Raw genomic sequence first — 15,433 nt, forward strand, 5'->3', positions numbered from 1 at the left:
CCGGCGCTCGTTCCGCAACGTTGGCGATTGGCGTGATCGGCGACGACAGCGTCCTTCGCCCCGTTTACGGGGAGAAGATGGCGGCAGCCAGATGAGGGGCGGCGCCGACGTTCGGAAGATAGGTTTGATCGGTAAGGTTTAACCTTGGCAACCGCTTCAAGAATACCATCTCCGCCTTGCCAAATGCGCCTCCCCTGCTATTCTCTCAGCGAAAATAACTTTACACACAGGCAAACTTGTTTCTCGAACCGCAAGGCTGAGATGAGCCAGTCGCCCTACCCCACAGTCACAGCCGGACCGCCGCGCCCGAGCCTGATCTTGAGGCCCGGTCAGATCGCGTTGCCACCTGGGATGGAGCGCTATACAATCCAGGGCAATGGCGCGGTGCTGATCGACGTCGAGGCCGGCGACACGATCACGGTGCACAACGTCGAGGGCGGCCAGGCCTGCGAACTTCTGGCCTGGGACAAGTCGGGCGCCAGCGATCCTGGCATTCTCGGCGAAAAGACCAACAGCAATGCCGCCGGCATCAAGGCACTGTTGATCGACGACGATGACAGCCTCGCTTCCGTGCGGCGTGGACTGGAGCGCCGCCAGGTGCAGCTTGATGAGCCAAAGGCGGTGCGTGTGTTCGGCGGCGCCACGCCGGCCGGAACCGAGCAGCCATTCAGCATCGCGCGCGACGGCGCGCTGCTCGTTGCCGCGCCCGGCGGGCCGATGCTGGTCGACGGCCATGACACGGCGACGCCGCTCACCGTCATCGTGCGCCGCGCCACGGTCCGGCTGAAGGCGAGAGGCCAGCTTGCCGATCCGCTCGCCGATCCTTTGCTCGATCTGCGGGTGAAATCGGCGACCGCCCAATCCTACTTCGTCAAGGCCGGAGACTATCTGCAGATCATTGATGTCGATGGCCGCCAGTGCACCGACTTCCAGTGCTTTTCGGCGCGCAAGCTGGACAAGGGGCTCGACCATCCGCTCGACGTGACCACGACGCGCACGCTGATGGGCGCCAGCTATCCGATGCCCGGCCTGCATTCGAAATACTACGACCAGGACATGGAACCTCTGGTCGAGGTTATCCAGGACACATGCGGCCGGCACGACGCCTTCGCGCTTGCCTGTGCCGCCAAGTACTATGACGACATCGGCTATCCCGGCCACACCAACTGCTCGGAGAACTTCAACGGCGTGCTTTCCGGCAAGGGCGTCACCCCCCGTGCGGGGTGGATGGCGATCAACTTCTTCTTCAACACGGCGATCGACGCGCATGGCGTCATGGTATCGGACGAGCCGTGGTCGCGTGCCGGCGACTATGTGCTGCTGCGCGCGCTCACCGACATTGTCTGTGTTTCCTCCGCCTGCCCCGACGACACGACGCCGGCCAATGGCTGGGATCTCACCGACGTCCATGTGCGGACCTATTCCGGCCAGCACAAATTCTCGCGAGCGATCGCCAGACGCATGACGCCCGATTCGGAACCGAAAATGACCCGCGAGACCTCCTTTCATTCGTCCTTCGCCAAGCACACGCGCAACTTCGCCGAATACAGGGGCTACTGGCTGGCCAATTCCTTCGCCAGGGAAGGCGCCATCGCCGAGTACTGGGCCTGCCGGCAGGACGCGGTGATCATGGACCTGTCGCCGCTCAGAAAATTCGAGGTCACCGGCCCGGATTCGGAAGCGCTGCTGCAATACACGCTGACCCGCGACGTGAAGAAGCTCGGTGTCGGTCAGGTCGTCTACTCCGCCATGTGCTACGAGCACGGCGGCATGATCGATGACGGCACGCTGCTCAGGCTCGGCAATGATAATTTCCGCTGGGTCGGCGGCGACGATCTGTCCGGCGAATGGCTGCGCGAGACGGCCAAGAAGCTCGGCCTCAATGTGCTGGTGCGCTCCTCCACCGACCAGATGCACAACATCGCGGTGCAAGGGCCAAAGAGCCGTGACATCCTCAGAGACGTGATCTGGACCTCGCCGCTGCAGCCGTCGATGGACGAGCTCGAATGGTTCCGCTTCTCGGTCGCCCGCATCGGCGGCGGCAACGGCATTCCGGTCGTCGTCTCGCGCACCGGCTATACCGGCGAGCTCGGCTACGAGATCTGGTGCCATCCGCGCGACGCCGAAAAGGTGTTCGACGCCATCTGGGAGGCCGGCCAGCCGCATGGGCTGAAGCCAATGGGCCTGCAAGCGCTCGACATGGTGCGTATCGAGGCCGGGCTGATCTTCGCCGGTTACGAATTTTCCGACCAGACCGATCCGTTCGAGGCCGGCATCGGCTTCACCGTGCCACTGAAGACCAAGGCCGACGATTTCATCGGCCGCGAGGTGCTGATCCGGCGCAAGGAGCATCCGCAGACGAAACTGGTCGGGCTCGACATCGACAGCAATGTCGCGGTCGGCCATGGCGACTGCGTGCATGTCGGTCGCGCCCAGATCGGCGTCGTCACCTCGGGCATGCGCTCGCCGGTGCTGAACAAGAACATCGCGCTGGCAAGGCTCGACGTCACCCATGCCGCCATCGGCACGGAGGTCGAGATCGGCAAGCTCGACGGCCATGCCAAACGGCTGCCAGCGCGAGTCGTCGCCTTCGCCCATTACGATCCGCAGAAGACCAAACCGCGTTCCTGAGTGCCGCTTTCCGGACCGGCAGAACCGCGCATCAGCAGCGCTGCGAGGCGTATTCTTGCATACGCGCGCAAGCGTGATGTGCATGGTTTCACAAAACGCTTGACGTGAAAGCGCGCCGGATCAATCTTCACTCTTAAGAAAAAAATACGACTGAGTGGAAACATCGGAGTCGTTCGGTCACGTGCCGGGGAGCAAGCTTCGCAAAGCCGAGGCATCGCCGGCGGGGAACATCGAAAAAAGGGGAAGTCACTGACATGAGCACCATAAGCACGGCCCTCGAGCAGCCTGCCGAAAGCAAGCTGCTCAGGCATATCGACTGGCGCGGCGCCTTCTGGGTGGCGAGCGGCGTTCCGGCACTGGTCCTGTTCTCGATCGGCGGCATCGCCGGCACGACGGGAACGCTGGCCTTCCTGATCTGGACGGTGTCCATGATCATGGGCTTCCTGCAATCCTTCACCTATGCCGAGATCGCCGGCCTGTTCCCGAACAAGTCGGGAGGCGCCTCGATCTACGGCGCCACCGCCTGGCTGCGCTATTCCAAATTCATCGCGCCGCTGTCGGTGTGGTGCAACTGGTTCGCCTGGTCGCCGGTGCTGTCGCTCGGCTGCTCGATCGCCGCCGCCTATATCCTCAACGCACTGGCGCCGGTGCCGCTGTTCACCGAAACCTCGGCGGAAGTCGTCGCCTATATAGCGGCACACGCCGGAACGGCGCCCGCGGACGCCATCACGGCGGTGACCGCGGCAGCGACACCGGCGATCCGCAACTGGACGCTGTACAGCCACACGCTTGGTCCGGTCTCTTTCACCTTCAACGCGACCTTCTTCATCGGCGCCGTGCTGATGCTGATCATCTTCTCGATCCAGCATCGCGGCATTCTCGGCACCGCCAATGTGCAGAAATATATCGGCCTGCTGGTCATCATCCCGATGCTGATCGTCGGCGTCGTGCCGATCTTCACCGGCCAGATCAACTGGGCGAACTTCTCGCCGCTGGTGCCGCTGGCCGCCGCATACGCGCCGGAACCGGGCTCCTGGAATATCGCCGGCTGGACGCTGGTGCTCGGCGGCATGTTCATCGCCGCCTGGTCGACCTACGGTTTCGAGACCGCCGTCTGCTACACTTCCGAGTTCAAGAACCCCGGTACCGACACATTCAAGGCGATCTTCTATTCCGGCCTGCTCTGCATGTTGCTGTTCATCCTGGTGCCCTTCACCTTCCAGGGCGTGCTCGGCCTGAACGGCATGCTGGCGACACCGATCGTCGACGGCTCGGGCGTCGCCGACGCGCTGGCCGGCATGGTCGGAGGCGGCAAGCTCATCCACAGCCTGCTGGTGATGCTGATGATCCTGGCGCTGGTGCTGTGCATCATGACGGCGATGGCCGGCTCCTCGCGCACGCTCTATCAGGGCTCGGTCGACGGCTGGCTGCCGCGCTATCTCAGCCACGTCAACGAGCACGGCGCGCCTACCCGGGCCATGTGGACCGACCTCTGCTTCAACCTGATCGTGCTGGCCATCGCCTCGGCCGACGCGACGAGCTTCTTCTTCATCCTCGCCGTGTCGAACTGCGGCTACATCATCTTCAACTTCCTCAACCTCAATGCCGGCTGGATTCACCGCATCGACAACGGCCATATAGCGCGGCCATGGCGCGCGCCGAGCTGGCTGCTCGGGATCGGGGCGATCTTCGCCTATGTCAATGCGATCTTCATGGGCGCCGGCGCCAAGGTCTGGAACCCGATGGCGCTGTGGGCCGGCCTGATCACCGCCGCCCTGATCATCCCGGTGTTCTGCTTCCGCCACTACATCCAGGACAAGGGCAAGTTCCCCGACCACATGCTGGCCGATCTCGGCATGACCGGAGCCGACCTCGCGGTGAAGAAAGCAGGCATGCTGCCATACTTGACCCTGGTCGCCGGCGTGGCGGTGATGCTGATCGCCAACTGGCTGTTCGTCATCTGACTGTTGGTCATCTGACACGGCGACTTGTCAGACATCGGGCGCGCTCCGGCGCGCCCGATCCTTTTTGGTCACCAGCCGGAGCCTCCCGTCAACCAGCCTTGCGGATTGTCATCTCTTCGAAGGACCAATCGGGCGGCCGCTTCAGGCCGAGATTCTCGCGCAGCGTGGATCGGATCAGGCGTCACGCCGCGTCATCCGCCGGCGCCGACGGCGGATGATGCGATGAAACCGCTCTATTCCGCCGCGAGAGCCAGTTGCGGCCGCTCGGCGGGCAGCTCCGGCTCCGGCGCTTGCTCGCTGTTCACCACCTTCTTCGGCTCGCGGCCGAAGAACAGAGCGTAGCCTGCCGGCAGCACCAGGATGGTCAGCACGGTGGCGACCACGATGCCGCCCATCATTGCATAGGCCAGCGGCCCCCAGAACACGGCGCGCGAGATCGGGATCAGCGCCAGCACCGCCGTCATCGCCGTCAGCACGATCGGCCGGAAACGGCGCACAGCCGAGCCGATGATGGCCTCCGAGCGCTCCATGCCCCTGGCGATATCCTGGTCGATCTGGTCGACCAGGATGATCGAATTGCGCATGATGATGCCGAGCAGCGCGATGACGCCGAGAATGGCGACGAAGCCGAACGGGGCGCCACTGATCAGGAGTGCCGCGGCCGCACCGATGATGCCGAGCGGACCGGTGGCCAGCACCAGCATCGCCTTGCCGAAATTCTGCAACTGGATCATCAAGAGCACGACGATGATGGCAAGCATGATCGGCGCCTTGGCGGCAATGGAAGCCTGGCTTTCGGCCGAATCCTCGGCACCGCCCTGGATCTCGATCTTATAGCCTGGCGCCAGGCCGTCACGCAGGCCCTGCATATCCTTGTACATCTTGGTGACGACGTCGTTCGACTGCACGCCGTCAGGCAATGTTGCCCGCACGCTGATGGTCGGCAGACGGTCGCGACGCCACTCGATGCCCTGTTCCAATACAGGAACCACCTTGGCCACCTGCGACAGCGGTACGAAGCCGCCGAAATCGGTCGGGATGTAGACCGAGTCGACCGAGGACAGCAGGCTGCGGCTGGCATCCGGCTCACGGGCGACGATGGACACCGTCTCCTCGCCATCGCGGAAGTCGTCGAGCGGCGCGCCGGACATCGTCGCCTGCAACATCTGGCGGATGCGCTGCGAGGTGACGCCGAGCGCACGGGCGCGATCCTGGTCGATGACCAGCTTCATTGCCGGCACCGGTTCGAGCCAATCGTCATGGACCGCGCCAAGCAGCGGATCCGCGCGGAACTTCGCCTTCACCTGGTCGGCGATGCGGCGCACTTCCTGGCGATCCGGACCCATGATGCGCATCTGCACGGGCCAGCCGGTCGGCGGACCGAGGAACAGGCGATCGACCTTGGCGCGGATCGAGGGAAAATCCTCGGCCAGAACCGTGCGCAGCTTGACGATCAGCCTTTCACGCGCCGGCTCGTCATTGGCCATCACCAGCATCTGGGCGAAGTTCGGATTGGCGAGCTGCTGGTCGAGCGGCAGGAAGAAACGGGGAGCGCCTTCGCCGATATAGGTGGCGATGAAGCGCTTGTCCTTGTCGTCCATCATCTTGGCTTCGAGCGCCTTGGCCTGCGTCTCGACCTCCTTGATCGAGGTGCCTTCCGGCAGCCAGAGGTCGACCAGGATTTCGGGCCGCGACGATTGCGGGAAGAAGTTCTGCGGAATGAACTGAAATGCCCACAGGCTGGTGGCGAAGGTCACCAGCGTCATCACCAGCACGATGATGCGATGGCGCACCGCCCAGCCGACAGTCGAACGAAGCCGCCGGTAGAAGCGCGTGTCGAACGCATCATGATGGGTGCCGGCATGCTTGCGCTGCTTCAAGATCATGTTGCCGAGCCACGGCGTGAAATAGACGGCGACGAACCACGACACGATGAGCGCGATGCCGACGACATAGAACAGCGTGCGCACATATTCGCCGGCCGTGGAGGCGGCAAAGCCGACCGGGATGAAGCCGGCGGTGGTGATCAGCGTGCCGGTCAACATCGGGAAAGCGGTCGAGGAATAAGCGAAGCTCGCCGCTTCGACCTTGACCAGCCCCTCCTCCAGCTTGCGCTCCATCATCTCGACGACGATCATGGCGTCGTCGACGAGCAGGCCAAGCGCGATGATCAGCGCGCCAAGCGAAATGCGCTGCAGGTCGATGCCGAGCTCGTACATGATGGCGAAGGTGGCGGCCAGGACCAGCGGAATGGCGATGGCGATGACCAGGCCGGAACGCCAGCCGATCGACAGGAACGAGACGACAAGCACGATCAGCAGCGCTTCGCCGAGCGCGTGCATGAATTCGGCGACCGCATCAGTGACGACGCCCGGCTGGTCGGAAATCTGGTCGACCGACACGCCATAAGGCAGCGCCTCCTCGAAGCGCTTGTAGGTCGCCTCGACGTCCTTGCCGACATCGGTGACTTTGAACCCCTTGGCCATGACGACGCCAAGCTGCACGCTGTCATGACCGTTGAAGCGATACTTGCGCTGGAAGGGATCTTCGAGCCCGGAGGTCACGGTGGCGATGTCGCCGAGACGGGTGACCTGCCCGCCGGCGCGCAGGCGCAATTCCCTGATATCGGCGGCCTTGGTCACGTCGCCTTCGACGGAGATGCGCACCGAATTGGCGCCGGTGTCGACGGCACCGGCCGGATCGACATTGTTCTGGCCCTTGATCGCGTTCTGCAGGTCGGTCAGCGTCAGGCCGCGCTCGGCCAGCGCCTTGGACGAGACGTCGATATAGAGTTTTTCCGGTTGGTCGCCGATGATGACGGCCTTCTCGACGCCGGGTGTCGTCAACAGCATGTCGCGCGCCTGAATGGCGAATTTCTTCAGCTCCGGATAGGAGAAGCCGTCGCCACTGATCGAATGCAGGGTGATGAAGGTGTCGCCGAACTCGTCGTTGAAATAGGGGCCGAGCAGGCCCTTCGGCAGGTCACCGGAGATATCGCCGACCTTCTTGCGCACCTGATAGAAGGCATCCGTCACCTCGGCGGCGTTGGTGTCGCCCTTGATCTGCACGGTGATGATGGCGCTGCCGGCGCGGGTGAAGGAGCGCACGAAGTCGAGATGCGGCGTTTCCTGCAGCTTGCGCTCGATCTTGTTGACGACCTGGTCCTCCATCTCCTGGATCGAGGACCCCGGCCAGATCGCCTGCACGACCATGACCCGGAAGGTGAAGTCGGGGTCTTCCTTCTGGCCCATGCGCATCAAGCCGAGCGCACCGGCGATGATGATCAGCCCGAACAGGAAGCGCGCGATGGAGGGATGGCCAATGGCCCAGCGCGACAGGTTGAAGGGCCGCTTTTCTTCAGTGGAATTGGTCATCGCTACTCGTCCACTTTGCTTGTTTGCCGGCGCCTGGAGCTTCGAAGAAGCGCGGCGCGCGAAACGAATTCATCCATGCTCGATCTGGCTTCCGGGCGGCGAGGCTTTCCGAGGGGAGAGACACTCATCGCGGTGGGACGCTAGGATCGATGCGGGGGTACATCGGCCTCGACGTCTCGACCTTCGGGCGCACGCCGCCCGGAAACCTGCGGCCGCGGGAACGCGCGGCCGATTTGTCTGTCGTCAGCGCAGCTGGCTGGCGTCTTCGCCCTCGGCGGAAGCGGATTGCTGCGCCATGCCACCGGCGAGCTTGACCTTCAGATTCTCGGTCATGAACTGCGTGCCGGCGGCGACCACGATATCGCCGGGCTTCAATCCTTCGGCGACACGCACGCCATCGGCGGCGAACTCGGCGACCTTGACCGGGCGGGCATGAACGGTGTCGGCGCCACGATCGACGGTCCAGACGATCGCTTGGCTGTCTTGCTTGGCCAGTGCGCTCAGCGGGATCGATACGAGCTGCTTTTCGTTGGCCGCCGACGCTTCGATATTGGCGGTCATGCCGAGAAGCACACGCGGGTCGTTGGGCAGGCTGACACGGACGGCGAAGGTACGCGACTGCGTATCGGCGCTGCCGGCGACTTCGCGGACCTTGCCGTCGAGCATCAGCCCATTGTCGGACCAGAAGCCGGCCTTGACCGATTTGCCCGGCTTGAATTCGGCGATTTCCATTTCCGGGACCGCGATCAGCACTTCCTTTTCGCCGTCGACCGCGACAGTGACCACGGGCGTGCCGGAGCCGACAACCTGGCCGACATCGGCGTTGACAGCGGTGACAATGCCGTCCTTGTCCGCCCTGAGGTCGGTATAGCCGACCTGGTTCTTGGCCTGGTCGAGCGACGAGCGGGCGGAGTCGCGCGTGGCGACCGCCTGATCATAGGTCAGCGTCGCCTGTTCAAGCTGCGATTTCGGCGCGAAGTTCTTGGCGAAAAGCTGTTCGGCACGCTTGCGTGCAAGCTCCACGGTCTCGACCTGCCGTTCGGCGGCATCGAGGGCTGCCTGGGCACTTTTGACCGAGAGGTCATAGTCGGTGGGATCGATGCGAGCGAGCACATCTCCCGGCGCCACATGCTGACCGATGTCGACCAGACGCTCGGTGATCTTGCCGTTGACGCGGAAAGCCAGGGCGCTTTCGGTGCGGGCCCGCACCGAACCGGAATAGGAGAGCATGCGGGTGTCATGTGCCTGGGCGATCTCGACGACCTTGACCGGGCGGATGATCTCCTTGACCTCGGCCTTCTCCTGGCTGCAGCCGGCAAGCGCGAGCGCCGCAACGACGAGGCCGACGGCGGGCAGCCGGCGAGTGATGGAATGGGACAAAGACATCGTGGTACTCCAGACTGGAGGCGGACTGTCGAAACCGGCGGCCGGCGGCTATTTCAAGGCTCTGATGGCGTAGTCGATAAGTTCGTCGGGCATTGCCCGGTTGGTCTTGGCAAGGCACTGCGCCACCATTTGCGGATGGCAAAGGATAACGGTGGCGGCGCCGAAGCAGCGCGAGGCGGCTTCGGGATCCTGCTGCCTGAACTCCCCGGTCTCGACGCCCTCGCGGATCACCTCGGCAAACAGGTCGTGAATGCTGTTGACGTGCTTGTCGATGACGCCCCAGTCGCGCTCCAGCGCGACGATGACCATCTCGTGGACCTTCTGCTCGTCGAGCATGACCTCCAGCGTCATCTTGTATTGCGCATGGATGTAGCGCCGCAGCCGCTCCTCGGCACTGATCGGCAGGTGCATGATCTCGTAGGCCATCTTGTAGCTGGCGCCGAGCATGCGGCCGCAGACCGCCTGGTGGATTTCAACCTTGGAGGCAAAGAAACGGTAGATATTGGCCGGCGACATGCCGAGCTCGCGGGCAATGTCGGCGACATTGGTCTTGCCGTAGCCATAGTGCCGGAACAGGCGCTCGGCGCAGTCGAGAATGCGCGTCACATTCTCCTGCCTGGCGGCATCGGCCATCATGTTGGCGGCTTCGGACATGGCTCTTTCGTTTGACAAGTGACGAATTTCAATTTTCGTCAGTCGTAAATTGAAGAGTGAGCCATGTCAACGCGAAATCGACGTACACGTATAAGTTAGTGACATATGGTGACAGTTGAAGGGGCGCGCGATAAGCGGCACGGCGATTGGCCGTTTGCGCCTATTCCGTCGGCGTGCACGGGCGAAGCAAGGAGCGAAGCGACGCGCGCAGACCCGATGATCCATTCCGTTGCGTCGGCCAAAGAATGAGCCGGATCAAAGCGTTACGCGGATCAGCACCGACAGCCTGCAAAGAGCCGTTGGAGCACGGGCGTGCGGTCGCGGAATGGATCCTAGGGTTTCCGCGACGTCGCTTTGCGACTGCTCCACCCTAGGATGACGAAGTCAGGCAGGTCCGCGGCAAATTGTCGAGGCCATAGCAAGAATGCGGTGCAGCTACGCCCCCTTAGCCATTTCCCGCAGCCGGAACTTCTGGATCTTGCCGGTCGAGGTCTTCGGAATCTCAGCGAAAATCACGGCTTTCGGCACTTTGAAGCGGGCAAGCAGCGCCCGGCAGTGCTCGATGATCTCGACCTCGCTCGCCGCCTTGCCCGGCTTCAACTCGACATAGGCAACCGGCACCTCGCCCCATTTGTCGTCCGCGCGGGCAACCACACCACATGACGCCACGGCCGGGTGCTTGTAGAGCGCATCCTCGACCTCGATCGAGGAAATATTCTCGCCGCCCGAGATGATGATGTCCTTGGAACGGTCCTTGAGCTGGATGTAGCCGTCAGGATGCATGACGCCGAGATCGCCGGAGTGGAACCAGCCGCCGGCAAAGGCTTCGTCGCTCGCCTTGCGGTTCTTGAGGTAGCCCTTCATGACGATGTTGCCACGGAACATCACCTCGCCGATGGTCTCGCCGTCGGTCGGCGTTGCCTGCATGGTCTCCGGGTCCATGACGGTCAGGCCTTCGAGCGCTGCATAGCGCACGCCCTGGCGTGCCTTCCTGGCGCTGCGCTCACCTTTCGCGAGACTGTCCCATTCGCCATGCCATTCGTTGACGACGGCAGGACCATAGGTCTCGGTCAGGCCGTAGAGATGGGTGACGGCAAAGCCGGCGTCGGCCATGCCCGACAGCACGGCTTCCGGCGGCGGGGCGGCCGCGGTGTTGAAGGTCACGGTCTGCGGAAAATCGCGCTTGTCCTCATCCCTGGCGTTGATCAGCACCGACATCACGACCGGCGCGCCGCAAAGATGGGTGACGCCATGGTCGGCGATGGCATCGTAGATCGGCTTTGGCCGCACCCAGCGCAGGCAGACATGGGTGCCGGCCTGGACGGCCAGCGTCCACGGAAAGCACCAGCCATTGCAGTGGAACATCGGCAGCGTCCACAGATAGACCGGATGCTTGGCCATGCCGGCATGGATGGTGTTGGTGTAGGCCATCAGCGCGGCACCGCGATGGTGGTAGACGACGCCCTTCGGGTTACCCGTCGTGCCGGATGTGTAGTTGAGCGAGATGGCGTCCCATTCGTCGTCGGGCATCGACCAGGCGAACGCCTCGTCGCCGCCGGCGACAAAATCCTCATAGTCGATCGAGCCGATCCGCTCGCCTTTCGGATAGGGCGCGTCGGCGGCATAGTCGGGATCGTCATAGTCGATGACCAGCGGCTTGACCTTGGCCAATTCCAATGCCTGCCTGACAACGCCGGAGAATTCCCGATCGACGATGAGCACCTTGGTCTCGGCATGGTCGAGTTGGAAGGCGATGACCGCGGCATCGAGGCGCGTGTTGAGCGAGTGCAGCACCGCCTTGGTCATCGGCACGCCGAAATGCGCCTCCAGCATCGGCGGGGTGTTGGACAGCATCACGGTCACCGTATTGCCCTTGCCGATGCCGCGCTTTTGCAGCGTCGAGGCAAGCTTCAGCGAGCGGCGCCAGAAATCATGGTAGGGGATGCGCTGGCCGCCATGGATGATGGCGATGTGCTCGGGATAGGTCTTGGCGGCGCGCTCCAGATAGGTGAGCGGTGTCAGCGGCTGATGGTTGGCCGCATTCCTGTCGAGATCCTGTTCGTAAGGATTGCCCATCCCGTTCTCCCCAAAGTCCTTTTCGACTTTCTAACCTTAGGCCTCTCGTCAGGCCATCCCCCCGAATGGTCGAACATGCCATGGTGTTCAGGCTTTATAGAACGACGATCCCGAATAAGCCTCGCTGAGAGCCGATCACGCCCAAACGTGTCAATTTGACTTTTGTCGAGAGCCGTGACTAATGTCAGCCGAGGAGACGGCATGGCGATCCGACCGGCAGAACAGCTCATTCACAAAGCCGCATGGCTCTATTATGCGCATGGCCTGCGGCAGGACCAGGTTGCAAGTCAGCTTAACATTTCGCGTGCTTCGGTGGCCATGTATCTGCGCAAGGCGCGCGAGACCGGCATCGTCAACATCTCGACCTCGACCCAGCTGTTCACTGACGACGTATTGGCGCGCCGGCTCGAGGACGCGCTGGGCCTCGACTCGGTCTGGATCGCGCCTGAGAATGCCTATGTCGTCGATCCCGCGACCGACATAGCGGTGCTGGCGGCGAGCGTGTTTCTCGAATTGGTGAAGAAAGGCGATCGCATCGGCGTCGCCTGGGGCCGCACCGTCTACACCATCGCCGACATCATGTCCTATGCCGACCTGCAGGACGTCACGGTGGTGCAGCTATGCGGCAATCTCGGCGCGCCCTATTCCTACCGGCCCGACCAGTGCACCATGGAAATCGCCCGGCGGCTCAACGCCAAGGGCCTGAATTTCTACGCGCCGCTGGTGCTGACCACGGAGGAGTTGGCGCGGGGCCTTCGCGCCGAGCCGGTGATCCGCGAACAATTGTCGGGGATTGGCGACTGCGATCTGATGCTTTTCTCCGTTGGTACCGTCGATGCCGACAGCCATGTCGTCAAATGCGGCGCGCTGACATCAGGCGAGATGGAGATGCTGCGCAAGGCGGGCGCGGCCGGTGTGATCGCCGGGCAGATCATCGACTCCGCCGGCGCGGCGCTCGACTGCAGCCACAATCGGCGGGTCATCTCGGCGGACCTGCAATCGCTGCGAGCCATCGAAAAACGTCTGATGGTGGTGCAGGAGGACAGCAAATTCGAACCGTTGCTGGCGGCGCTCGCCGGAGGGCTGTGCACACATCTGGTGGTCGGCGCGCAGATGGCGCAGCGCCTTCTCGACCATGCCGGCGCAGCCGGCAAAAACGCACCGTAGAAATTACCCCTGCCGCATCTGTCATCAGCACGTCGCGGCTTCCTGTTCAAGACCAACAAAAGACGGAATCGGACGAAGCGAAATGAAGAACCTTTGGAATGACGGCGACGCGGAAAAGATGGTTGCCGACTATGCGGGAAAAGGCGTCGGCGGCGACCTGGCACTGCGCGTCTACACGACGCGGCTGCTCGGCAGCGAGCCGCGGCTCGTGCTGCATGGCGGTGGCAACACCTCCTGCAAGACCAAGGCAACCGACCTCCTTGGAGACGAATGGGATGTGTTGTGCGTCAAGGGCAGCGGCTGGGACATGGCCGTCATTGAGCCGCAGGGGCTGCCGGCGGTGAAGATGGGCGCGCTGCTCAAGGCGCGCAGGCTCAACAAACTCGCCGACGAGGACATGGTCGCCCTGCAGCGGGCAAACCTCATCGACCCATCCTCGCCCAATCCTTCGGTCGAGACGTTGCTGCATGCTTTCCTGCCGCACAAGTTCGTCGACCACACCCATTCGACCGCCGTCCTCGCCATCGTTGATCAGGAAGACTCGAAGCCCCTGGTGAAGACGGTGTTCGGCGACAAGATGGGCTACGTGCCTTACATCATGCCCGGCTTCGACCTCGCCAAGGCGGCAGCCGACGTCTTCGATGCCGACCCGACGGTCGAGGGCCTGATCCTCGACAAGCATGGCATCTTCACGTTCGGCGACGATGCCAGGCAAGCCTATGACCGGATGATCCACTATGTGAACGTCGCCGAGGACTATGTCGCCAAGCACGCCAAGCCGAAGGCGGCAAAGGCTGCGCTGCCGGCAAAGCTCGCCACACCGTCAGCCATAGCGCCGATGCTCCGCGGCGCCGTCGCGGTGGCGCGCGGCGAAGGCCGCTTCGATCGCATGATCTCTGACTTCCGCACCTCCGACGCGATCGTCGATTTCATCAACTCCTCTGAGATCGCCGATTATGCCGGACGCGGCGTGTCGACGCCCGACCTGTCGATCCGCATCAAGACAGGACCGATGGCGGTGCCGGCGCCCGATGCCGACAAGGTCGGCGACTACAAGGCCGTGATCAAGAGCCACGTCGACGCTTTCGTCGCGGATTACCGCGCCTATTTCGAAACCAACGATGCGCTTGACGACGTCAAGCGCACCATGCTCGACCCGATGCCGCGGCTGACGCTGGTGCCGGGGCTCGGCATGTTCGGCCACGGCCGCACGCTGAAGGATGCGAGGATCGCATCGGATGTCGGCGAGATGTGGATCGAGGCGGTGCGCGGCGCGGAAGCCGTCGGCCGTTTCCACCCGCTGTCCAAGGCCGATTTGTTCCCGCTCGAATACTGGTCGCTGGAACAGGCCAAGCTCGCTTCGAACAAACCAAAGCCGCTGACCGGCCAGGTGGTTCTGGTCACCGGCGGCGCCGGCGCAATCGGTGCGGCGACAGCAAAACTGTTCGCGGACAATGGCGCCCATGCGGTCGTCGTCGATCTCGACGCGGAGAAGGCCGCTGATGCCGCCAGGAAAGCCGGCAACAATTCGATCGGCGTTGGCGCCGACATCACCGATCCGCACCAAGTGCGTGCCGCCTTCGGCAGAGCGGTAGCCGTCTTCGGCGGCGTCGACATACTGGTGTCCAATGCGGGCGCTGCCTGGGAAGGCCGCATCGGCGAACTCGACGATGCGCTGCTGCGCAAGAGTTTCGAGCTCAACTTCTTCGCCCACCAGTCGGTGGCGCAGAACGCCGTGCGCATCATGCTCGAACAGGGCACCGGCGGCGTGCTGTTGTTCAACACCTCCAAGCAGGCGGTCAATCCAGGCCCGAAATTCGGCGCCTATGGCGTGCCGAAGGCGGCGACTTTGTTCCTGTCCAGGCAATACGCGCTCGACTACGGCGCCCACGGCATCCGTTCAAACGCCGTCAACGCCGACCGCATCCGTTCCGGCATTTTGACCGACGCCATGATCGCCAGCCGCTCCGGCGCGCGCGGCGTATCGGAGAAGGAATACATGTCGGGCAATCTGCTCGGCCAGGAAGTGACGGCACAGGACGTCGCGCAGGCTTTCCTGCATCACGCGCTGGCCGAACGCACCACCGCCGACGTGACGACGGTCGATGGCGGCAACATCGCGGCAGCGCTGCGGTAGGCATTTCTAACCAACAACAAAAAGGGCGGCTCGCGGGCCGCCCT

8 protein-coding genes are annotated in these 15,433 nt (G+C 63.3%); 4 read left to right on the forward strand and 4 right to left on the reverse strand.

Annotated elements, in window-relative coordinates; genetic code table 11:
* Positions 1-261 precede the first annotated feature (261 nt).
* Positions 262-2,631, forward strand: coding sequence for a DUF1989 domain-containing protein (locus A3AU_RS0127960; protein ID WP_027055813.1), 2,370 nt, complete (start codon positions 262-264; stop codon positions 2,629-2,631).
* A gap of 254 nt (positions 2,632-2,885) precedes the next feature.
* Positions 2,886-4,595, forward strand: coding sequence for an APC family permease (locus tag A3AU_RS0127965; protein WP_027055814.1), 1,710 nt, complete (start codon positions 2,886-2,888; stop codon positions 4,593-4,595).
* A 233-nt stretch (positions 4,596-4,828) separates the two neighbouring features.
* Here A3AU_RS0127965 and A3AU_RS0127970 read toward each other — a convergent pair whose 3' ends face one another.
* The 4 genes from A3AU_RS0127970 to A3AU_RS0127985 form a co-directional block, all read right to left on the reverse strand.
* Positions 4,829-7,969, reverse strand: coding sequence for an efflux RND transporter permease subunit (locus A3AU_RS0127970; protein WP_027055815.1), 3,141 nt, complete (start codon positions 7,967-7,969; stop codon positions 4,829-4,831).
* Positions 7,970-8,212: 243 nt separating this feature from the next.
* Positions 8,213-9,355 carry an efflux RND transporter periplasmic adaptor subunit gene (locus tag A3AU_RS0127975; protein WP_027055816.1) on the reverse strand — a complete coding sequence of 381 codons (1,143 nt, stop codon included), beginning with the start codon at positions 9,353-9,355 and terminating at the stop codon, positions 8,213-8,215.
* A 48-nt stretch (positions 9,356-9,403) separates the two neighbouring features.
* The gene (locus A3AU_RS0127980) at positions 9,404-10,009 is read right to left on the reverse strand and encodes a TetR/AcrR family transcriptional regulator (RefSeq protein ID WP_027055817.1); all 606 of its coding nucleotides are present in this window, start codon (positions 10,007-10,009) and stop codon (positions 9,404-9,406) included.
* Positions 10,010-10,444: 435 nt separating this feature from the next.
* Entirely contained in the window at positions 10,445-12,085 is a 1,641-nt protein-coding gene (locus A3AU_RS0127985; RefSeq protein WP_027055818.1) for an acyl-CoA synthetase, read from the reverse strand.
* Between the two features lie 201 nt (positions 12,086-12,286).
* On the opposite strand from A3AU_RS0127985, the gene A3AU_RS0127990 reads away from it, so the two are divergent.
* Both A3AU_RS0127990 and A3AU_RS0127995 read left to right on the forward strand, forming a co-directional pair.
* A complete protein-coding gene (locus A3AU_RS0127990; RefSeq protein ID WP_027055819.1) occupies positions 12,287-13,252 on the forward strand; it encodes a sugar-binding transcriptional regulator in 966 nt (321 codons plus the stop codon).
* An 82-nt stretch (positions 13,253-13,334) separates the two neighbouring features.
* Positions 13,335-15,389, forward strand: coding sequence for a bifunctional aldolase/short-chain dehydrogenase (locus A3AU_RS0127995; RefSeq protein ID WP_027055820.1), 2,055 nt, complete (start codon positions 13,335-13,337; stop codon positions 15,387-15,389).
* Positions 15,390-15,433 lie beyond the last annotated feature (44 nt).

Origin of the sequence: Mesorhizobium erdmanii USDA 3471, from assembly GCF_000472705.1 — a bacterium.
In the GTDB taxonomy this organism is placed as follows: Bacteria; Pseudomonadota; Alphaproteobacteria; order Rhizobiales; family Rhizobiaceae; genus Mesorhizobium; species Mesorhizobium erdmanii.